Annotated in this window: 22 protein-coding genes; 11 read left to right on the forward strand and 11 right to left on the reverse strand. The window is 70.8% G+C overall.

Features of this window, described 5'->3' with window-relative positions:
- Positions 1-5: 5 nt before the first annotated feature.
- Positions 6-773, forward strand: a complete 768-nt coding sequence (locus tag ABIE45_RS07875) for a transglycosylase SLT domain-containing protein (protein WP_192706203.1) — start codon at positions 6-8, stop codon at positions 771-773.
- A 19-nt stretch (positions 774-792) separates the two neighbouring features.
- Here the strand turns inward: ABIE45_RS07875 and ABIE45_RS07880 are convergent, their stop codons facing one another.
- From ABIE45_RS07880 to ABIE45_RS07895, 4 genes are all read right to left on the reverse strand, one after another.
- A complete protein-coding gene (locus ABIE45_RS07880) occupies positions 793-1,458 on the reverse strand; it encodes an SOS response-associated peptidase (RefSeq protein ID WP_192706204.1) in 666 nt (221 codons plus the stop codon).
- An 89-nt stretch (positions 1,459-1,547) separates the two neighbouring features.
- A complete protein-coding gene (locus ABIE45_RS07885) occupies positions 1,548-2,066 on the reverse strand; it encodes an ureidoglycolate lyase (protein WP_192706205.1) in 519 nt (172 codons plus the stop codon).
- A complete protein-coding gene (locus ABIE45_RS07890; RefSeq protein WP_192706206.1) occupies positions 2,063-2,902 on the reverse strand; it encodes a bifunctional allantoicase/(S)-ureidoglycine aminohydrolase in 840 nt (279 codons plus the stop codon). Before ABIE45_RS07890 ends, ABIE45_RS07885 begins: the two co-directional genes overlap by 4 nt.
- Before the next feature lie 39 nt (positions 2,903-2,941).
- Positions 2,942-4,252, reverse strand: coding sequence for a dicarboxylate/amino acid:cation symporter (locus tag ABIE45_RS07895; protein ID WP_192706207.1), 1,311 nt, complete (start codon positions 4,250-4,252; stop codon positions 2,942-2,944).
- A 192-nt stretch (positions 4,253-4,444) separates the two neighbouring features.
- Here ABIE45_RS07895 and ABIE45_RS07900 point away from each other — a divergent pair, with 192 nt between their 5' ends.
- The gene (locus tag ABIE45_RS07900; RefSeq protein ID WP_192706208.1) at positions 4,445-5,404 is read left to right on the forward strand and encodes a LysR family transcriptional regulator; all 960 of its coding nucleotides are present in this window, start codon (positions 4,445-4,447) and stop codon (positions 5,402-5,404) included.
- Here the strand turns inward: ABIE45_RS07900 and ABIE45_RS07905 are convergent.
- Positions 5,344-6,765 (reverse strand): M20 family metallopeptidase, encoded by a 1,422-nt coding sequence (locus tag ABIE45_RS07905; protein ID WP_192706209.1) that lies wholly within the window; start codon positions 6,763-6,765, stop codon positions 5,344-5,346. The two genes, ABIE45_RS07900 and ABIE45_RS07905, sit on opposite strands and share 61 nt — an antisense overlap.
- Before the next feature lie 175 nt (positions 6,766-6,940).
- Here ABIE45_RS07905 and ABIE45_RS07910 point away from each other — a divergent pair, with 175 nt between their 5' ends.
- From ABIE45_RS07910 to ABIE45_RS07925, 4 genes are all read left to right on the forward strand, one after another.
- A complete protein-coding gene (locus ABIE45_RS07910) occupies positions 6,941-8,731 on the forward strand; it encodes a peptide ABC transporter substrate-binding protein (RefSeq protein WP_192706210.1) in 1,791 nt (596 codons plus the stop codon).
- 34 nt (positions 8,732-8,765) lie between these two features.
- The gene (locus ABIE45_RS07915) at positions 8,766-9,725 is read left to right on the forward strand and encodes an ABC transporter permease (RefSeq protein ID WP_192706211.1); all 960 of its coding nucleotides are present in this window, start codon (positions 8,766-8,768) and stop codon (positions 9,723-9,725) included.
- Positions 9,691-10,623: an ABC transporter permease gene (locus ABIE45_RS07920; RefSeq protein ID WP_192706212.1), complete on the forward strand. Its 933-nt coding sequence runs from the start codon at positions 9,691-9,693 to the stop codon at positions 10,621-10,623. The genes ABIE45_RS07915 and ABIE45_RS07920 overlap by 35 nt, the downstream gene beginning before the upstream one ends.
- Before the next feature lie 203 nt (positions 10,624-10,826).
- Positions 10,827-12,677, forward strand: a complete 1,851-nt coding sequence (locus ABIE45_RS07925; protein WP_192706213.1) for an ABC transporter ATP-binding protein — start codon at positions 10,827-10,829, stop codon at positions 12,675-12,677.
- 27 nt (positions 12,678-12,704) lie between these two features.
- Here the strand turns inward: ABIE45_RS07925 and ABIE45_RS07930 are convergent, their stop codons facing one another.
- On the reverse strand, positions 12,705-13,130 hold the full coding sequence (locus ABIE45_RS07930; RefSeq protein WP_192706214.1) for a GFA family protein: 426 nt from the start codon (positions 13,128-13,130) through the stop codon (positions 12,705-12,707).
- Between the two features lie 548 nt (positions 13,131-13,678).
- Between ABIE45_RS07930 and ABIE45_RS07935 the strand changes: the two genes are divergently transcribed.
- The 4 genes from ABIE45_RS07935 to ABIE45_RS07950 all read left to right on the forward strand — a co-directional run bounded on the left by ABIE45_RS07935 (position 13,679) and on the right by ABIE45_RS07950 (position 14,915).
- Complete coding sequence (locus ABIE45_RS07935) at positions 13,679-14,080, forward strand: cupin domain-containing protein (protein ID WP_192706215.1); 402 nt, start codon at positions 13,679-13,681, stop codon at positions 14,078-14,080.
- A 132-nt stretch (positions 14,081-14,212) separates the two neighbouring features.
- Positions 14,213-14,473 (forward strand): hypothetical protein, encoded by a 261-nt coding sequence (locus ABIE45_RS07940; RefSeq protein WP_192706216.1) that lies wholly within the window; start codon positions 14,213-14,215, stop codon positions 14,471-14,473.
- Positions 14,473-14,664, forward strand: coding sequence for a hypothetical protein (locus tag ABIE45_RS07945; protein ID WP_373622228.1), 192 nt, complete (start codon positions 14,473-14,475; stop codon positions 14,662-14,664). The genes ABIE45_RS07940 and ABIE45_RS07945 overlap by 1 nt, the downstream gene beginning before the upstream one ends.
- Complete coding sequence (locus ABIE45_RS07950; protein WP_373622229.1) at positions 14,661-14,915, forward strand: hypothetical protein; 255 nt, start codon at positions 14,661-14,663, stop codon at positions 14,913-14,915. Before ABIE45_RS07945 ends, ABIE45_RS07950 begins: the two co-directional genes overlap by 4 nt.
- Before the next feature lie 440 nt (positions 14,916-15,355).
- Here the strand turns inward: ABIE45_RS07950 and ABIE45_RS07955 are convergent, their stop codons facing one another.
- Both ABIE45_RS07955 and ABIE45_RS07960 read right to left on the reverse strand, forming a co-directional pair.
- Positions 15,356-15,811, reverse strand: coding sequence for a hypothetical protein (locus ABIE45_RS07955; RefSeq protein ID WP_373622230.1), 456 nt, complete (start codon positions 15,809-15,811; stop codon positions 15,356-15,358).
- Between the two features lie 125 nt (positions 15,812-15,936).
- Positions 15,937-16,446, reverse strand: coding sequence for a hypothetical protein (locus ABIE45_RS07960; RefSeq protein WP_192706217.1), 510 nt, complete (start codon positions 16,444-16,446; stop codon positions 15,937-15,939).
- An 817-nt stretch (positions 16,447-17,263) separates the two neighbouring features.
- On the opposite strand from ABIE45_RS07960, the gene ABIE45_RS07965 reads away from it, so the two are divergent.
- Positions 17,264-17,551, forward strand: a complete 288-nt coding sequence (locus ABIE45_RS07965; RefSeq protein WP_192706218.1) for a GCG_CRPN prefix-to-repeats domain-containing protein — start codon at positions 17,264-17,266, stop codon at positions 17,549-17,551.
- 63 nt (positions 17,552-17,614) lie between these two features.
- On the opposite strand, the gene ABIE45_RS07970 is transcribed toward ABIE45_RS07965, so the two are convergent.
- From ABIE45_RS07970 to ABIE45_RS07980, 3 genes are read right to left on the reverse strand one after another with little or no spacing between them, the layout of a single operon-like run.
- Positions 17,615-18,355, reverse strand: coding sequence for an ABC transporter permease (locus tag ABIE45_RS07970; protein WP_192706219.1), 741 nt, complete (start codon positions 18,353-18,355; stop codon positions 17,615-17,617).
- Entirely contained in the window at positions 18,352-19,284 is a 933-nt protein-coding gene (locus tag ABIE45_RS07975) for an ABC transporter ATP-binding protein (RefSeq protein ID WP_192706220.1), read from the reverse strand. The genes ABIE45_RS07970 and ABIE45_RS07975 overlap by 4 nt, the downstream gene beginning before the upstream one ends.
- Positions 19,281-20,489, reverse strand: a complete 1,209-nt coding sequence (locus ABIE45_RS07980; RefSeq protein WP_373622231.1) for an ABC transporter permease — start codon at positions 20,487-20,489, stop codon at positions 19,281-19,283. The genes ABIE45_RS07975 and ABIE45_RS07980 overlap by 4 nt, the downstream gene beginning before the upstream one ends.
- Positions 20,490-20,548: the final 59 nt, after the last annotated feature.

The following is a 20,548-nucleotide window of genomic DNA, read 5'->3' on the forward strand; positions in this document are numbered from 1 at the left end:
GGCCGATGCGCGCTCCGTTCCTCCTGCTGCTGCTGGTCTGCGCCGCGCCCGCGCAGGCGCGGCCCGCGACCTTCCTGGCGGTGCATGCCTTGGGCATGGCCGCCCTGCCGCCGGTGCCGCCGAGTGCGGCGCCCATGCCGGCCGCGGATGCGCGCGCCCGCTTCCTGCCACTGATCGCCCGCGAGGCGGCCGGGACCGGTCTGCCGCTGGCGGTGGCCGACGCCGTCGCGCGGATCGAGAGCGGCTACGATCCCACCGTGGTGGGCAGCGTCGGCGAGGTCGGGCTCATGCAGGTGCGGCCCACCACGGCGGCGATGCTCGGCTTCCGCGGCACCGTCGCGGAACTGGCGGCGCCGGAGATCAACGTGCGCTACGGGGTACGCTACCTCGCCGAGGCGTGGCGCCGGGCCGACGGTGATCTCTGCCGCGCCCTGATGAAGTACCGGGCCGGACACGGGTCCGAGGTGATGTCGCCCCTGTCGCAGCTCTACTGCGCCCGCGCCCAGGCGATCCTTGCCGATCCCGAGGCGCGGCTCGCCAACGCGAGTCCGCGCCCGGCCGGGCCGATCCGTTTCGCCGCCCGAGCGTCGGCCGCCGTGCATCGGGAACGGGCGGACCCGGTGCCGGCAACGCCGCGCTCGTTCTGGGAGGCGCACCGGGCGCGGATCGCCCGGCTCAACGCCGCCGTAGTGGCGCGTTGGCGCGGCCGCGGCTGGAGCGCCGAGAGGCCGCCCGCCGCGGCAGATCCGTCCGCCGATCCCGCCGGCGGCTGACGCGGACGGGCTGCCCCGGTCAAGCCTCGTCGATTCCGGGCCCGTCCGACCGCGCGCCGCGGGCCACCTCGCGCATCGCGTCGTCCGGCAGGGGGCGCTGCAACCGGAGCGCCTCGGCGGTGGGCGCTTCGAGCCAGGTCGCCCATTCCTCCGGCTTGGTCAGCAGCACCGGCATCGCCTTGGGGTGGACCGGGCCGACGATTCCGTTCGCGTCCGTGGTGAGGAAGGCGAACACCCGGTGCTCCTGCGCCACCCGGTCGGGGTTCTCGCGCTTGGTCCCCCGCACGCCCGTCCAGGGCCGCCAGATGCCCGCGAAGGCGAAGAGCGGCCGTTCCTCATCAAGGGCGAACCAGACCGGTGTCTTGCGCGGCTTGGTATCGGCGTACTCGCTGAAGGCGGTGACCGGCACGAGGCAGCGATGGGCCGGTCCCAGCCAGGGGCGCCAGTGCGGGCTTGCCGTGTTGCGCACGTTGGTGACGGGTTGTTCGCCGAACGCCTTCGGCCCCGGCATGCCCCAGCGCATCATCGCGAGGTCCCGGCCGGCCGCGCCGGTGTGCACCACCGGCGCCAGCTGGTCGGGAAAGATCGCCGGCAGCGGCGGCAGGTTGCCGGTGTGGTCCTCCGCGATCCCGAAGGCCCGGCGCAGCTCCGCGGGTCCGGTGCGCAGGCTGTAGAGGTTGCACATCGTGATCCCGGACGGTTCGCCCGGCGCCCAGCCGCGCCGCGCGACCGCGTATACACGTTCTCCGCGATCCGGTGCGGGAAGGCCGGCCGTCAGCCCGCGCCGGGCAGGTGGATTGTCCAGGGCTCCGCGAAGACGTGTTCCTCGAGGTTCGCGCCCGGCCCGCCGCGGTCGATCACGACGAAATCCTGGCTGGCCCCGAACGGCGTCAGCACGCCGTGCCACGTGCCGCGGGCGTAGCAGATTCCCTGGCGGGGTGCGGTGACGAAGGCCTGGGGCCGGCCGGGCCGGCCATCCGCGTCCGGGCAGACCACGACCAGGAACGGGGCGGCGCTCAAGGGGACGAAGGCCTGTGCGCCGAGGGGATGGCGCTCGACCAAGGTCAGGCGCAGCGGCAGCGGGTAGGGCTGCGCCTCGACCAGCCCGATCACCGTGTGGGCCCCGTCGCCGACGACCTCGATCGCGGCGAGATCGTGGAAGCGGCGCGCCATGCCGGCGTTCATCGGGCGCGGCGCCGTCCCGGCGGTGTCGATCACCTGCCCGAACGGCGCGAAGGCTTCGGCCGTCAGCGGCCGGGCCGTGACAGAGCGGGTGGCCGGCTGCGCGCTCATCGCGCGGGACCGCGCAGGCTGAGGGCCGGGTGCCGGTTCACGTCCTTGTAGAGGAGATAGCGGAACCGGCCGGGGCCGGCCGCGTAGCAGGCCTGGGGGCAGAAGGCGCGCAGCCACATGAAGTCGCCCGCCTCGACCTCGACCCAGTCGCGGTTGAGCCGGTAGGCGGCCTTGCCCTCCAGCACGAACAGGCCGTGCTCCATCACGTGCGTCTCCTCGAACGGGATCGTCCCGCCCGGCTGCATGGTGACGATGTTCACGTGCATGTCGTGGCGCAGATCCTCCGAGGCGACGAAGCGGGTCGTCGCCCAGGCGCCGTTGGTGCCGGCCATGCCGGCCGGCTCGATCGCGGATTCGTGCGTCACGAAGGCGTCCGGCACCGCGAGGCCCGGCGCGGGCTCGTAGATCTTGCGGATCCAGTGGAAGCGAGCCGGCTCGGCGCCGCCGTTGCGCAGGCTCCAGGCCGCCCCGGGGGGCAGGTAGGCGTAGCTGCCCGGCCGCAGGGCATGGGTCCGGCCCTCGAGGCCCAGGCTGAGATCGCCCTCGACCACGAACAGCACGCCTTGCGCCTGCGCATCCGGCTCGGGCCGCTCGCTGCCGCCGCCGGGCGCGACCTCCATCAGGTACTGGGCGAAGGTCTCGGCGAAGCCCGACAGGGGGCGCGCCAGGATCCAGGCCCGGGTGCCGTCCCAGCCGGGCAGGAAGCTCGTCACGATGTCGCTCATGACGCCCCGGGGGATGACCGCGTAGGCCTCCGTGAACACCGCGCGGCCGGTCATCAGCGACGTCTGCCCCGGCAGGCCGCCGCAGGTGGGATGGTACGTCGGTGCGGTCATGACAGGTCTCCGATGATCCGCCGGGCCGGGACGCCGCCGTCAGGCGGATTGGGGGTGCGGGATGGGCGCATCGAGGATCAGCGCCGTGTCCGTCGCCGGCTCGCCGTCCAGGATGCGCCGGGCCTGCGCGCGGTCGATATCACCTTCCCAGGCGGCGATGACCACCGTCGCCACGCAATTGCCGATCAGGTTGCCGAGCGCCCGGGCGATCCCGACGAACCAGTCGACCGACAGGACCAGCACCAGCCCGATCACCGGGATCTCCGGCACCGCCGACAGGGTGGCGGCCAGCACCACGATGGCCGAGCCCGGCACGCCGTGCGCGCCCTTCGAGGTCAGGAGCGCGATGCCGAGGATCAGCATCAGGTGGCCGAAGGACAGGTCGGTGTTGGTCGCCTGCGCGATGAACACCGTCGCGAGGGTGAGATAGAGCGAGAAGGCGTCGAGGTTGAACGAGTAGCCCGTCGGAATCACGAGGCCGACGGTGGAATCCTTGATGCCGAGCCGCTCCAGCTTGCGCATCACCTGCGGCAGGACGCAGTCGGAGGAGGCGGTGCCGGCCACGACCGTCAGCTCCTCGCGCAGGTAGGCGAGGAGCTTGAAGATGCTGAAGCCGGCGAGCCGCAGGATGCCGCCGAGCACCACCAGCACGAAGAACGCGACGCCGGCGTAGAACAGCACCACCAGCATGCTGAGCTGCTTCAGCGAGACGATCCCGTATTTGCCCACCGTGAAGGCGACGGCGCCCAGCACGCCGAGGGGCGCGAGCCGGACGATGAAGCCGACGATCTTGAACAGCACCTCGGTGATCCGCTCCAGGCCGTCGGCCAGCGGCTGGCCCCGCTCGCCGAGCAGCGACAGGCCGGCGCCGAACAGGATCGCGAGGATCAGGACCTGGAGGATGTCGCCCTTGGCGAAGGCGTCGACGAAGGTCGTCGGCACGAGCTTCATCAGGAAGTCGACGTTGCCGGTAACCTGCCCGACGCGCTCCGTGTAGCCGGCGAGCGACTTGGCATCGAGGGTTGCCGGATCGATGTTCATGCCGTGCCCGGGCGCGAACAGGTAGGCGAGGACGAGGCCGAGCGCGAGCGCGACGGTGGTGACCACCTCGAAATAGATCAGGGCCTTGAGCCCGACGCGGCCGACCTTGCGCAGGTCGCCGGCGCCGACGATGCCGTGCACGACGACACCGAACACCAGCGGCGCCACCACTATCTTGATCAGCTTGATGAAGACGTCGCCCAGCGGTTTGAGCGCGACCGCGAAATCCGGCCAGGCCATGCCGAGCACGATGCCGGCAACGAGGGCGACCACCACCTGCCCGAAGAGCGACGCGAAGAAGCGCCCCATCGCAACCTCCCTGATAGTCTCGGGTCGCTCTTGCCGTGCCACCCGGCCTCGCGGCGTCGGCGGCGGGCCGAGGCCGATCAGTGGCGTTGTGCCGGGCGGACACGCGTCGACTCTGCGCTCGGCACAATCCTTCGAGCCCATTGAGACGTCAAGTATATCTTTCGTCTGAAATCATATGTAAAACATATCGACATGGAACTCCGGCACCTGCGCTACTTTCTGGCCGTGGCCAAGCACCTGAGCTTCACCGCGGCCGCGGAGAGCCTGGGCGTCGCGCAGCCGCCGCTGAGCCAGCAGATCCGCGATCTCGAGGCGGAGATCGGCACGCCCTTGTTCGAGCGGACCACGCGGCGCGTGACGCTGACGCGGGCGGGCGAGGATCTCCAGGCACAGGCGTCGGCCATCCTGGAGAAGGCCGGCGAGGCCGTCGGCCGGGCCCGCGCCATCGGGGCGGGCACGGCCGGCATCCTCAATGTCGGCCTCACGGGATCGATGCTCGCCGGCCCTCTCGGCCGGGCGATCCGGGGCTACGCGAACGCCTATCCCGGGGTCGATCTGCGCATCCACGAAATGTCGCCGGACCGACAGATCGCGATGCTGAAATCCGGTCAGACCGATGTGAGCTTCCTGCGGTGCCCGCCGCACGATGCCGACCTGGTGAGCGAGCTCGCGTGGCGGGAGACCGTCAGCCTCGTCCTGCCCAAGGATCACCGCCTCGCGGCAGCGCCGGTGAGACTCGCGGATCTGAGGGACGAGACCTTCGTCTTCCTGAGGCTCACCGACTCGCTGTTCGCCAAGTACCTCTGGGATTGCTGCGTCGCGGCCGGGTTCGTCCCGCGGATCACCCACCAGACCGTGGAGGCCGCGTCCCTCACGAGCCTCGTCGCGGCGGGGCTCGGCGTGGCGATCATCCCGGAATTCGTCGCCCGGCTGGCCCATGCCGACGTCGTCTACAAGCCGATCCAGGGACCGCACATCCGGGCCGACGTCTACGCGCTGTGGACCCGGCCGCGGCAGCCGCTGGTCGAACGTTTCCTCGGTCTGGTCCGCGCCGACGGCGACCCGGCGGGGCGATCCACCGATCGCGCCGCTCAGGATCCGAGCGACATGCGCAGCGGCGGCTCGACCTCCGGCGGCAGCGGCGAGACGTAGCCGGCCGCGCCGACCCGGCGGGCGAGATCCGCCTTGGCGGCGTCGCGCAGGGCCGCGTCGGTCACCGCCCGGGCGCCGGTGGCGGCCATCGCCTTGGCGACCTGCACCATCGCCTTGTGGGCCGCGGGAGTCTTGCCCTGCGCCACCACCTGCCAGGTGTGGAACGGCGTGCCGATCGCCACCGTGGGTGCGTGGGCCTGGACGGTCGGCACCACCCAGCTCACGTCGCCGACATCGGTGGAGCCCACGGCCGGATTGCGCGGCGCGTCGAGGGGCACGAGGAAATCGGCCAGCGGTGCCTCGGTGCGCGGCAGCCCGATGGCGCGAAACACGGCATCGATGTCGCCGTCGGTGAGGGTCGCGCGGATCTTCCCGGCGAAATCCCGGTCGGCATCGTCGAAATGCGGCGGTCCGAGCTCCTCCATTACGCCGTGCAGCGCCTGCTCCAGCGGCGTATTGCCCAGCAGATTGGACACCGCGCTGACGATCCGCACCTCGACCGCGGTCTCGGTCATCAGGGCGGCACCCTGCGCGATCTTCTTCACCCGCTCGACCAGCGCCAGCATGCCGGGGAGGTCGCGGGCCCGGATCGAGTAGCGGACCGTCGCGCCGGCCTGGACGACGTTCGGGGCGATGCCGCCCGCGTCGAGATAGGCGTAGTGGACCCGCGCGTCGGACGGCATGTGCTCGCGCATGTAGTTCACGCCGACGCTCATCAGCTCGACGGCGTCCAGCGCCGAGCGCCCGAGATGCGGGGCCGCCGCCGCGTGGGCGGTGCGCCCGGTGAAGACGAAGTCGGCCCGCGTGTTGGCGAGCGCCACCGGCGGCGCCACCTCCCAGAAGCTGCCGGGATGCCAGGAGATCGCGATGTCGGCATCCGCGAAGGCGCCGGCGCGGACCATGAAGGCCTTGGCGGCGCCGCCTTCCTCCGCCGGGCAGCCGTAGTAGCGCACGCGGCCGGGGGTGCCGGTCTCGGCGAGCCAGTCCTTCAGGGCGGTGGCGGCGAGCAAGGCCGCCGAGCCGAGGAGGTTGTGGCCGCAGCCGTGGCCGTGCCCGCCCGCCTCCACCGGCCGGTGCTCGGCGACGCCCGCCTCCTGCGACAGGCCCGGCAGGGCGTCGTACTCGCCGAGGAACGCGATGACCGGCCCGCCGTCCCCGGCCTCGCCCATCACGGCGGTGGGGATGCCGGCGACCTGCTCGGTAATCCGGAAGCCCTGGTGACGCAGCTCGGCGACGTGCTCGGCGCAGGAGCGCGTCTCCGTGTAGCAGACCTCCGGCATGCCCCAGACCCGCTCGGACAGGGCGATCAGCCGCTCCGTCTGCGCGTCGACGTGGCGCCACACGGCATTGCGGTTGTCCATGGCGAAGATCTCCGGGAGGACGTGTCGGCCGTCCTGTTGCAGGGTCGGGGCCAGGAAACCACAGGGATAGAGTCGGCCACGACACGTTTCGGTTGAACCGTCACTGGCCCGCCCCTTGCCAAGGCCGCTGCCGGAATGTTGCTGTGCCGCGCGTGGCGGTAGACGGGATGCGTACATGGACGAGCGGGATCTGCGCGGCCTCATCGGGCGGGTGAGGGACGGCCGCCTGTCGCGGCGCGCCTTCGTGCAGCGGATGGTGGCTGTCGGCCTCACCGCGCCCATGGCCGGACTGATGCTGGCCGGGAACGGGGTCGCGATGGCGGCCGACATCCGGGCCGGCTACAAGCCGAACAAGGCCGGCGGCGGCGGCGCCCTCAGGCTGCTCTGGTGGCAGGCGCCGACGCTGATCAACCCGCATTTCGCCATCGGCACCAAGGACCAGGACGCCTCGCGGATCTTCTACGAGCCGCTCGCCGCCTGGGATGCGGACGGCAACCTCGTGCCGGTGCTCGCCGCCTCGATCCCGTCCAAGGAGAACGGGGCGCTCGCCGCCGACGGCCGCTCGGTGGTCTGGACGCTCAAGCCCGGCGTGAAGTGGCACGACGGCAAGCCGCTCACCGCCGACGACCTCGTCTTCACCTGGGAATACGCCCGCGACCCCGCCACCGCGGCGGTGACGGCCGGCTCCTACAAGGATTGCAAAGTCGAGAAGGTCGACGACCTCAGCGTCCGGGTGCTGTTCGACAAGCCGACGCCCTACTGGTGCGACGCCTTCGTGGGCATCGTCGGGATGGTGCTGCCGAAGCACCTGTTCGGACCCTACAGCGGCGCCAAGTCCCGGGACGCGCCCCAGAACCTCGCCCCGGTGGGCACCGGCCCGTACCGGTTCGTGGAGTTCCGGCCCGGCGACATCGTCCGCGGGGAGCGCAACCCCAACTACCACCTGCCCAACCGGCCGTATTTCGACACGGTCGAGATGAAGGGCGGCGGCGACGCGGTCTCGGCCGCCCGGGCCGTGCTCCAGACCGGCGAGTACGACTACGCCTGGAACATGCTGATCGAGGACGAGGTGCTCAAGCGCCTGGAGACCGGCGGCAAGGGCCGGGTCGACGTGGTCTACGGCGGCAAGCTCGAGTTCCTGCTCCTCAACGCCACCGACCCGAACGTCGAGGTCGACGGCGAGCGCGCCTCGATCACCACCAAGCACCCCGCCTTCTCCGACCCGAAGGTGTGCCAGGCGATGAACCTGTTGGTCGACCGCAAGTCGATCCAGACCTACATCTACGGCCGCACCGGCAGGCCCACCGCCAACACGGTCAACGGCCCCGACCGCTTCGTCTCGAAGAACACGAGCTTCGCCTTCGACCCGGCCAAGGCCAACGCACTCCTCGACGAGGCCGGCTGGAAGAAGGGCTCGGACGGCATCCGCGCCAAGGATGGCAAGAAGCTCAAGCTAGTCTTCCAGACCTCGATCAACGCGCCGCGCCAGAAGACGCAGGCGATCATCAAGCAGGCGGCTGCCAAGGCCGGCATCGAGATCGAGCTGAAATCGGTGACCGGTTCGGTGTTCTTCTCCTCCGACCCGGCGAACCCCGACACCTGCACGCATTTCTACGCCGACATGGAGATGTACGCCTACAGCATGACGCAGGCCGATCCGGCGATCTGGCTGCTGATGTACGCCTCCTGGGAGGTGGCCCAGAAGGCCAACAAGTGGCAGGGCCGCAACGTCGTGCGCTGGCGCGACGCCGCCTACGACGAAGCCTACAACGCCGCCCAGAGCGAGCTCGACCCGGTCAAGCGGGCGGCGCTTCTCATCAAGTGCAACGACCTCGTGGTTTCCGAGAACGTGCTGCCGCTGATCCATCGCGCCGAGGTCTCGGCGGTGGGCGCCACGCTCACGGCGCCCCGCAGCGGCTGGGACAACGACCTGTCGTTCCTGCCCGACTGGTACAGGGAGGCCTGAGCGGGAGGCGTAGCGCCAAGAGTCGAGCACAAAAATGGGCGCCTACATCCTGCGACGCCTCCTGATCGCGATCCCGAGCCTGCTCGGCATCAGCCTGATCCTGTTCACCGTCCTGGCGTTCGCGCCGGGCGACCCGTTCGGCGAACTCGCCAGCAACCCGAACGTGCCCCCGGAGGTCCGGGCGGCGCTGCGGGTGAAGTTCGGCCTCGATGACCCGATCCTCACCCGCTACCTGCACTGGCTCACCGCCATGCTGCAGGGCGACTGGGGCTTCTCCTTCGCCAGCCGGGTGAATGTCGACACGCTGATCCTGCAACGGCTGCCGACGACCCTGTTCATCGTCGGCTCCTCCCAGGTGCTGGCGCTGCTGATCGCCGTGCCGGTCGGCCTCTACGCGGCGCGCCGGCCCTACTCGCTCGCCGACCAAGTCGCCAATACCCTGGCCTTCGTGGGCTTCTCGCTGCCGACCTTCTTCACCGGGCTGCTGTTCATCCTGCTGTTCTCGATCAAGCTCGGCTGGCTGCCCTTCGTCTACCAGGCCGACCTGCCGGGCTCCGGACTGCCCTGGGTCTGGGCGAATGTCCGGCAGGCGATCATGCCGGTGGCGGTGCTGGGCTTCTTCCAGGCCGCCTCCTACACCCGGTACGTGCGCGCCTCGGCGCTGGACGTCGCCCGGCTCGACTACGTCACCACGGCCCGCGCCAAGGGCCTGACCGAGGGCACGGTGACTCGCCGGCACATCGCCCGCAACGCCCTGATCCCGGTGGTGACGCTCGTCGCCCTCCAGATCCCGGCGGTGTTCGGCGGCGCCATCGTCACCGAGCAGATCTTCCGGATCCCCGGCATCGGCTCGCTGCTGATCGATGCCATGCTGGCCAACGACACGCCGGTGGTGATGGCCGTGACCTTCGTGTTCGCCGGCCTCGTCATCCTGTTCAACCTCGTCGCGGACCTGCTCTATGGCTGGCTCGACCCTCGCATCGCCCTCCGATGAGGCGGTGCCCGTCGCCCGGCCGCCGGCCTCGCCGGGGCGGGAGACGTGGCGGCGCTTCCGGCGGCACCGGCTGGCACTCGCCAGCGTCGGCGTGCTGGCGCTCCTCGTCGCCGGCGTGGTGTTCGGCGGCCTGCTCTGGCCCGTCGCCATCGACGACATCGACTTCGCGGCCCAGCTCCAGGGCCCGTCCTGGGACCACCCGTTCGGCACCGACGATCTCGGCCAGGACCTGCTCGCCCGGATGATCTACGGCGGCCGGATCTCGCTCGCGGTCGGCTTCGCCGCCATGGCGGTGGCGAGCCTGATCGGGGTGCTGGTCGGCGCGCTCGCCGGCATGTCGCGCCGGTTCCTCGACCCGGTGCTGATGTGGCTGACCGACCTGTTCCTGTCGCTGCCGCAGCTGCCGCTGCTGCTCCTCGTGATCTACCTGTTCCGCGACAGCCTGAAGGCCGTGTTCGGCAGCCAGGGCGGCGTGTTCCTGATGATCGTCGCGGTGATCGGGGGCCTGCGCTGGATGCCGGTCGCCCGGCTGGTGCGGGCGCAGTTCCTGTCCTTGCGCGAGAAGGAGTTCGTGGAGGCAGCCCGATCTCAGGGGGCGACGACCGGACACCTCGTGCGCCGCCACATCCTGCCGAACGCGCTGGGGCCGGTGATCGTGGCGGCCTCCATCGAGGTCTCGTCCGCGATCATCGCGGAATCGACCCTGTCCTTCCTGGGGCTCGGCTTCCCGCCGGACATCCCGACCTGGGGGCGGCTGCTGTTCGACGCCAAGGACCACCTCGACGTCGCGCCGCACTGGGCGCTGTTCCCGGGGGGCGCGATCTTCCTGACGGTGCTGTCGATCAACTTCATCGGCGACGGGCTGCGCGACGCCCTCGACCCGCGGCGGGTGCTCTGAATGGCGCGGTCGGCTCCCGGATCTCCCATCCGCCTCCCTCATCCTGAGGTGCGGCGCAGCCGCCTCGAAGGAGAACTCCAGGGATCTCGGCGGCATCTGGAGGGCTCCTTCGAGGCCTCCGCGTCACTGCCGCGCCTCAGGATGAGGGCGCGGATGGGCGGATCCTTGCGGCGCCAAACCAGGATGGATCAGGAGTGAAGCCCGTGACGGACCCGATCCTCTCGGTCTCAGACCTCACCGTCTCCTTCCGCTCGGACGGGCGCTGGCGCGAGGTCGTGCACGGCGTCTCCTTCGACGTGGGCCCGCGCGAGACCGTGGCGCTCGTCGGCGAATCCGGCTCCGGCAAGAGCGTCAGCGCCCTGTCGATCCTGCGCCTCCTGCCGCGGGACGCGAGCCGCATCGGCGGCCGCGTGCGCTTCGAAGGCCGCGAATTGCTCGCCGCCCCCGAGGCCGAGATGCGGCGGGTGCGCGGCGATTCCATCGCTATGATCTTCCAGGAGCCGATGACCTCCTTAAACCCGGTCCTGACCATCGGCTTCCAGATCGCCGAGGCGCTGATCCGGCACCGGGGCCTGTCGCGGTCCGCCGCCGAGGCGGAGGCGCTGCGGCTCCTCGACAAGGTCCGGATCCCGGCCGCCCGGTCGCGCCTGCACGAGTATCCGCACCGCTTCTCGGGCGGCATGCGCCAGCGGGTGATGATCGCCATGGCGCTCGCCTGCCGGCCGAAGCTCCTCATCGCCGACGAGCCGACCACGGCCTTGGACGTCACGATCCAGGCCCAGATCCTCGATCTCATCAAGAGCCTGCAGGACGAGGAGGGCATGTCGGTCCTGTTCATCACCCACGACATGGGCGTGGTCGCCGAGATCGCCGACCGCACCGTGGTGATGTACCGGGGCCGCGCCGTGGAGGCCGGACCGACCGCGCGGATCTTCGACACCCCCGCCGAGCCCTACACGCGGGCGCTGCTGGCCGCGGTCCCGCGCCTCGGGACCATGGCGGGCCGCCCCCGCCCGATGCGCTTCCCGGTGGTCGACCGGGCGACCGGCCTGGCGGCGCCGACGCCCGAGACGCCCGACACCGTCCGGGCCGCCGAGCGCCCGGTGCTGGAGGTGCGCGACCTGACCACCCGGTTCGACATCCGCTCCGGACTCCTCGGCCGCGTCACCGGCCGCGTCCACGCGGTGGAGCGGGTCTCGTTCAGCCTCGCGGCCGGCGAGACCCTCGCGCTCGTCGGCGAGTCCGGTTGTGGCAAGTCCACCACTGGCCGCGCGATCCTGCGCCTCGTCGAGCCGCTCTCGGGCTCGGTCCTGCTCGACGGCGAGGACGTCACCGGCCTCGACCCGAAGACCCTGCGCGCCCGCCGCCAGCGCATGCAGATGATCTTCCAAGACCCGTTCGCCAGCCTCGACCCGCGCCTGAGCGTCGGCGCTGCGGTGGCGGAGCCGCTGCTGATCAACCGCCTCGCGACGCCCCGCGAGGCGCGGCGGCGCGCGGAGGACCTGCTGGCCCGGGTCGGGCTTCCTCCGGAGACCGCCGGGCGCTTCCCGCACGAATTCTCCGGCGGCCAGCGCCAGCGCATCTGCATCGCCCGGGCGCTCGCCCTGAACCCCCGCCTGATCGTCGCCGACGAGGCGGTCTCGGCCCTCGACGTCTCGGTGAAGGCGCAGGTCGTGAACCTGATGCTCGATCTCCAGGCGGAGTTCGGCCTCGCCTACCTGTTCATCTCGCACGACATGGCGGTGGTGGAGCGGGTGAGCCACCGGGTGGCGGTGATGTATCTCGGCGAGATCGTGGAGATCGGCCCCCGGGCCGCGATCTTCGGCGACCCGCAGCACCCCTACACGAAGAAGCTGCTGGCTGCCGTGCCCGTGCCGGATCCGGCCCGGCGGGGCGAGCGGCACGCGCTGCCGGACGACGAGATCCGCAGCCCGATCCGGGCCCCCGACTACGTGGCGCCGGAGCGGCTCTACCGGGAGGTCGCGCCCGGCCACGTCGTGCAGGATTGGGGGACCGACTGGGCCGCAGCGGCGCCGGAGATCGCGGCCGCCTGATCAGGATCCACTCCAGATCCCGGCGCGTCACTCGGCCGGGATGAAGCACAACGTGCCGGCGCGGCGCGTCGGCTTGCCGGTATCGTTCGTGTGGTTGACCCCGTCCATCACCGGCACCTCCGGAAAATCGAACGGGCTGACCCCGTCCAGGCACGCCGCGTTGACGGCGTAGAGGTCCTGGTTCGAACGTCGCTGATGATGGGTATAGATCCCGCATCGGGAGCAGAAGAAGTGCTGCGCGGCGCCGGTGTGGAAGCGGTAACTCGTCAGCGTGTCCGCGCCGCGCAGGATCCTGATCCCGCCCTTCTCGGCCATGACGACGACGGCTCCGCGCATCCGGCAAAAGGAGCATGTGCAGCGCCGGGCCGAGGCGAGGTCATCCGTGAGCCGCGCCTCGAACCGCACGGCGCCGCAATGGCATTGGCCGGACCGGATGGTGATGTCGCCCGCCATGGTGGGGGTGTCTCCCGTCAGATTCTGTGCCGACCCGGTCCGTCGGGCGCATCCATGCGCATCGGTGCCGCCGGCGGGTGAGGCCCGGATACGGCCTCCCGCGTGGGTCCCGACAGGCGTGGGTTGCCAGCATCGTCCGCAGACTGGACGCGGCGTCAGGCGCGATTGATGCGGATCCGATCGCTGTCGTGCCTGCGGGGCGCTGATCGTGATCGGACGATAAGGCGCGCGATACGACCGAACAATCCATCAAGTCTTCACGCATCACGTGAGGAAATTGCACGCGATGCGGCGCAGCGTTCGCGAATCGTGTGTTCGTCGGGCCGCCATGTGGCCGAGCTGGATGGCCTTGGCGCTCTGCGAGCGCTTGGCGGCGTAGCCGGAATCGACCTTTGCGTGCCCAAAGCAGTCGTACGCCTCCGCTTCGCGGACGGCGGAGACGGGCGTCGGTAGACGATCCAATCAGCGAGGCTGTAACGACCGGCTGCCGTCCGGGCGTTCCTGGCCGAGCGGGGCCGTGTCATTCTGACCGAAACCGGGAGGATGACATGAGATGCGGGCGCGGCCTTGCTGTGGCGGGCTTCTGTGTGGCGGGCACCCTGATCCTCGCGGGCGCCGCGACGGCGCAGGAGGTCAAGCGGACCGAGCTCAGCCGCATGCCGGTCTCGGGCGACGACAGCCGGGAGATCGTCATGCAGCTGGTTGAGATTCCGCCAGGGGCGACCTCGCGGCGACACTTTCATAACGGCGAGGAGGCCTTCTACGTCATCGAGGGCGGCTCGGCGCAGTTGCCCGGTCAGGGGCCGAAGGAGCGGCCCACGGGCGAGCGCGGGATTAACAAGCGCGGTGTTCCCCATGCCGGTTACACGGTGGTCGGCGACAGGACCTTGAAGATCCTGTCGGTCTACGTCGTCGACAAGGGCCGGCCGCTCCAGGAGGCTGCCGACTGAGCCGGTCGCCACAGGGGAGGGGCTGCCTCATCCGTGGCGACAATGTGTCGAAAGCTTGACTATTCGGCTCGAATCACTTTATAGCTTGACCGTTGCGTTGCGGATACATCGCCCGGGTCCCTGGAGGTTCGGATGTGCGCGCGGAAGACCTACTACATCTTCGTCAAGGCGACTGACGACCGGCAGTTCTGCGCCATTCGGCAGGATCAGCCGATTCCGCAGATGATCGACGGCGTGCAGTGGATGTATGTGAGCTGCATCGACACGTCGCGGGACAGACCATTCGGGTTCGATGTCGACGCGGCACACGAGGCCATGCGGCACCGCGGCGTCTACTTCTACCGTCGCGAGCTGATGTTCCGCCGCACCAACTTCCTCCTCGAAGCCGCCTGATGGCGGGTTCGGGCGGGCGCCGCCAGAAGGCCGTGCGGGTCTGTTTCGGCGCGGCCATGGTCGTCTGCGGGATCGCGGCCGGGACCGGCATGCCGTCAGGAGCGGCGCGGGCCCAGGTCCCGGCGCGGATCGGCACCTGCGTCGCCACCACCATCGCGCGGATCGGGACGCGGTCAGCGACCGGCTGGTGAAGCCGCAGCGCGACGGCCTCGACGAGGGAACCAGCGTCGACCTGAAGAACGGCGTCTACGGAATTTCCTACGCGTATGTCGAAGCCGTTGCGCGATCGCGGGTCGGCGATCGCGCCATCACCTGCCTCGTCGCCCTGCCGAAAGGCTGTCCGAAGGGCGACGATCGCGGGAAGATGTACACCACCACCAACCTGCGGACCCTCGATTCCTGGACGTTGCCGGATTCGCAGCACATGTGCGGCGGCGCCTGAGTTCGGCGCGCACCCTTCGTGGGCTGTCGCGTGTTGATTCTTGGCTTTGGTCGGTCTCGGGCCTCGACCGCGGGAGGGTAGGCTTTGTCGTTCAGGAAGGGTTTTGCCGCCGTCGTGGTCGCTGCGTTGGTCGGAGCGCCAGTTGCGGCCCGGGCCTGGGGCGTTCCCGGATGCACCAACCTGCCCGAATACAATCGGGCGTTGGGCGCGTTGCAAGGCATGACCAGCGCCTGTGACATGAGCGTCGAGGAGGCGCGCCGCGTGATCGCGGCGCATGACGGCGTCACCGCGCCGCCGCTTCCGAACGCGGCGCCGCTCCCGGACGCGGCGCCACAGGCCGTGTCGAGGCCGCGTGTCCGGCACCGCCATCGCGGGAAGCGCGCGCATCACAGGACAGCGGTCCTGCGGCACCGCTGAACCGCCGCGCAGGACCGACGGGTCTAGCGCTCGCTCGACGCGGCCGCCGCGCGGGCGCGCGCCCAGTCGCGGTCGCGCTCGGCCTGCCGGGCCCGCTCCTCGGCCGCGTAGGCGTCCTGTTCCGCACGCTCCCGCTTCCTCTGGCGATCGGCAGCGGCCGAAGCCCGCTTCCGCCAAGCTTCGGTCTCGGCCTTCTGGCGCGCCAGCTCCTCGACGGTGACGGGCTTCACCGGCTCCTTCGGCTGCGCCCAGGCGTAGGGACGGCGGGGTGCCGGCGAGGGCCGGGCTTCCGAGCGCGGTGCCTCTCGCCGTTGCCCGAACGCCCGGGTCGCCTCGGCCAGCGTCAGGCCGGCGCCGCGGGCGATGCGTTCGGCGGCCGCGCGGGCGGCCGTCCGTTCGCCGGTCGTGGCGCCGTGCTCGGCGAGCACGAGGCATTTCTCGAACCGATCCCGGTCCGCAGGCGTCATCACGGACTTCATGGCCGCTGTCATACCGCCAAGCCCGTCCGTCTGTCCCGCCGCTCATCGCGAGGTCCGGGACGTCGGGCCGGGACCGGCTGAAGCCCGGGACCGACGCGCGGTCTCGGGCCTCGGTGGCTACGCCCTCAGTTCGGCTTGGCGCTCGCCACGGTGTTGGTGAAGCTGTAGCTGCCGAGCTTCTCGCCGACCACCTGCACGGCCCCGTCCGTGAGCGTGTTCAGCCGGCGGGAGCGGATCTTCATCGTGCCGGACAGGCCGGCGAACTTGCCCGTGCCGCCGATCCACTCGCCCGTGCCCTCGTTCGCCGCCCCGAGAGGCTGCACCGGATAGTCCCACTTCTCGAACACGTGGTCGCCGTCGGCATCGACGTAGTCGCAATAACCGTGGTTCTCGACCGTCTTGGCGGTGTTGTCGATCAGCGGCGCGGAGGTGCAGCGGCCGGCCATGTTGTGCAGGAGCTTCCCGCCGGACTCGTTGACGGCCGTCATCATGTTGATCGTGGCTGACGCCATGCGGTTCTCGCCGATTGTCACAGGTTTCGGCGCGGCCGGAATCGTCGCCGTGTAGGTGATCCGGAACTCGCCCTGGCGCGGCATGTCCTCCGCGGCCGACGGTCCGGAACTCAGAAGCAGCATTCCGAGTGTCGCCGCCGTGCAGGTGACGAGCGATGTTGTCCGTCTGTCCCTTCTTGTCACGGTAACCTCCCTATCAGGCGCAGAGAAGGCCGCTAGACACCGATCGTCGTTCCGAGGTCTGGCCCTCCGAATCGATTGCGCCAGGCGAAGAGTGATGCTGACAAAATCAATATTCAACAATTCTATGTAACTGATGCTGTGCAATGTTCGGCCCGCGATGGAGTGGGCCGAATTCATGTCCATGAGGTGGTGCAATTCTCGGTGACGTTGGCCCACCGCCCGATCGTGCTGCACGGCCGGAGCTGTTCGTCGTGGCCGGTCGCGGATCATGGCTGAGGGCGTCGCGAACCGTGCGCCCGTAGCCGCAGAGCTCTGTATCGGGGCTCATCGACGTCCTGGTTGTCGGCGGTCGCTGAAGCGGCGGCCTTGGTGCTCCGTTCCATATCGAGGAGCGGAAGGAGCGCCGCCCGGTTGAGCGGAATTCCAGGCCGCACCTCCCTCGGTATGGCGGCGGGCCGGCCGGACGGCTCCGATGCGCTTCCCGTCCCCCGGCCGCGCCCTGGTGCGGTCTCCGGCATGTGCTCGTAAGCACAGTGTCGGAACCGGATGGCCGCGTCCGGGCAAAGTGCAGGTTTCCGGCAGAGCTTCGCGCTCAATCGCGGGTCGGCCTGCGCACATATTCGTGAAGAAACGCTTTCTCTGTCTGGATGTTTTGGGTGCACTTCCGGCTTTTCGCAAACGGCCGGGCATCAACGGACGACATCTCGATCGAGCGTCGCCACGTGATGACTTTGCTTGCATTTGACAGGAGGAAGACATGCGAATGAAGCTTGCAGGCGCCGCATTCCTCGCGCTCGGCATCCTGACCGCCACAATCGGCACGGCGGACGCCGCGCAGGGCTGCGGCCCCGGGTTCCATAGGGGCTTCTACGGCTGGTGCAAGCCCAATTGGCGCCCCTACGCCTACCGCCCGGTCTACTACGCACGGCCGGTGGTCTACGGCTGGCACCGTCCCTGGGCCTGGCGCCACGTCGGTTGGCACCGCCCCTGGGGTTGGCACCACCATGGCGGCTGGCGTCACGCGGCTTGGCACCACGGATGGTAATCGGGTGAAGGCCGCGGAGCCGGCACGCGCGTGCCGGCTCCCGTCCAAAGCGTCCCATCGCTCCTACCGATGAGACCCGGCCCGGCGCGCCGCTCCGGCTTCGAGCACGCGCAGGCCGGCGTCGATCAGGATCGCCAGCGCCGAGACCACGAGGCCGCCCTGCAGGACGTAGGCGGTGTTGCCGGTGAGAAGGCCGGAGACGATGACCTCGCCGAGGGTGCTGGCCGCGACTGTCGAGCCGATCGTCGCCGTCGCGAGGCCGATGACGGCCGAGAGCCGGATCCCCGAGAGGATCATCGGCAACGCGAGGGGGAGCTCCACCTGCACGAGCCGCTGGCGATCGGTCATCCCGATGCCGCGTGCCGCCTCCATCAGCGCCGGATCGAGGCCCTCCAGGCCGGTCAGGGCAGTCTCGAAGATCGGCAGCAACCCGTACAGGATGAGGGCGATCAGCGTCGGGACCGTGCCGAAGCCGAAGATCGGCACCGCCAGCGCCAGGACGGCGACCGGCGGGAAGGTCTGGCCGAGATTGGCGAGCGCGCGGGCGAAGGGCAGGACGTCGCGCCCGGCCGGCCGGGTCGCCGCGATTGCGGAGACCAGGGCGAGCAGGCTGGCCGCCAAAGTCGCGCCCGCGACCAGCAGGAGGTGGTTGACGGCCAGCGTCAGGAGCGGGGTCTGCGTGTAGATCGGCGGGGTGCCGGCGGGCGCGAACGGCCGGAACAGCCCCGCGAACGCGTCCGGCGCCGCCAGGAACGCGACCAGCAGGACGAGCAGCGCGGCCTTCGGGATCGACGCCCGGCTCACGGGCCCGCGCCCTGCGCCTCGAGGGTCGCCCGCGTCACCCGGCCCAGGATGACGCCGTCGCGGCTCACCGGCAGGGCCGGGCGCTGCGACCACAGGCTCTCGGCCAGGGCGGCGCGCACCGAGGTGCCGGCCGGGATCGGCGCGCCCGGCGCCGAGCCGGGCTCGACGAGATCGTCCACGATCCGCAAAGCCATGAGCTGGAAGGCGCGGTCGCCGCGGCCGAGCAGGGCGCCGACGAATTCGGTCGCCGGCGCGCCGATCAGAGCCGTCGGGTCGGCCTCCTGCACAAGGCGCCCCCGGTCCATTACTGCGGTTCGGTCGCCGAGGCGCAGCGCTTCGTTTATGTCGTGGGTCACCAGCACGATGGTGGTGCCGTAGCGCTGCTGGATTGCCTTCAAATCGTCCTGAGCCCGGCCGCGGATGATCGGGTCGAGGGCGCCGAAGGGTTCGTCCATCAGCAGGATCGGCGGCTCGGCGGCCAGGGCGCGGGCGACGCCGATCCGCTGCTGCTCGCCGCCGGAGAGCGCCGCCGGAAAGCGGTCCCGGTAGAGCGCCGGATCGAGACGGAACAGGGCGAGGAGCTCGTCGACCCGCGCGGCGATCCGCGCCCGGTCCCAGCCGAGGAGCTTGGGCACCACGCCGACATTCTCCGCGACGGTGCGGTGGGGAAACAGCCCGTGACCCTGGATGGCGTAGCCGATTTCGCGGCGCAGCGCGTGGGGCGGAACGGTCCGGACGTCCCGGCCCGCCACCCGGATCGTGCCGGCGCTCGGCTCGACGAGGCGGTTGATCAGCCGCAGCAGGGTCGTCTTGCCCGAACCCGAGGTGCCGACCACCGTCAGGATCGTTCCGGCCGCGACCCGCAGGCTGACATCGGCCACGATCGTGCGCCCGCCGACGACGCGGCTGACATGCGCGAGTTCGATCATGGGATCCGGTCCGCCGCCCGGCCGCGACTGAGGTCGATGACCGCATCGAGCAGCACCGCCGCGCCGCTGGCCATGACCACCGTCGGCAGCGCGCCGAGCAGCACGAGGTCGCCCGCATTCTGGCTGATGCCCTGGAAGACGTACACGCCGAGACCGCCGCCGCCGACGAGCCCGGCGATCACCGCCAGCCCGATATTCTGGACGAGCACGATGCGGAGACCGGTGAGGATGGCCGGGAGGGCGAGCGGCAGCTCCACCTGGGCGAGGCGCTGCCGGTCGGTCATGCCGACACCCCGCGCGGCGTCGCGCACCGGCCCGGGCACGGCGTCGAGGCCGGCGACGGTCGCGGCGGTGACCGGCAGGAGCGCGTAGGCGAACAGGGCCACGAAGGCCGGCGCGGCGCCGATCCCCGCGATGCCGAGATCCGCCACCCCCGGGACCGTGCGGCCGATCCAGGCGAGGGGAGCGATCAGCATCCCGAACAGGGCCATCGACGGGATCGTCTGCACGACGTTGAGGACCGAGAGCAGCGCCGCCCGTAAGGTGGGGACCGGGCGGGCCAGGATCGCCGCCGGGATCCCGACCAGGGCGGCGGCGGCCACCGAGGACAGGGCGAGGCCGGCATGGGTCCGGACCTCCCGGCCGAACGTGTCGGAGCGGCCGACATATTCCCGCAGCACCGAGAGGTTGTCCCAGAACCCGGAGCGCAGGACGAGCCCTACGAGGGCTGCAACGAGCGCCAGCGCGCCGATCCGCAGCGCCGGGCTCGGCCGCAGCCGCGCCAGCCCGTCGCCGGCCGCGAGGCCGGCGGCCGCGAAGGCCAGCCACCAGCCCGCATCCAGGGAGATCCGGCCGTAGCGGTCGCCGGGCGGCGTCAGGTGATCGGCCGCCCAGCCGGCCGCGAGGCAGAGCAGCCCGAGCGCGGCACTCCCGGCGGCGAGGCGCAGGCCCGGTGAGATCCGCAGCGCGAGCAGCGGCGCGACGCTTCCGAGGACGGCGCCGAGCGCCAGGGCTTGGCCGAGGGGCAGGGCCGACCACGCCATCAGGGGCGTGCCCAACGCGATCCGGTTCGGGCGCGCCGTCACCAGCGGCAGGGCGAGGAGGCCGAGGCCGAGGAGGGCCGCGAAGACCGAACCCAGCGGGTCGGCCGCCGTCCGAGCCGGGCGGGAACCGGCGCGCGCCTGTGCCGCCATGTGTCCGCTCATCCGGTGCTCCGAGCGCGGCCGTAACTGGCCCGCACTAGAGCCGTTTCCCGCCGCGTTGC

Origin of the sequence: Methylobacterium sp. OAE515 (assembly GCF_041806315.1) — a bacterium.
Taxonomy (GTDB): domain Bacteria; phylum Pseudomonadota; class Alphaproteobacteria; order Rhizobiales; family Beijerinckiaceae; genus Methylobacterium; species Methylobacterium tardum.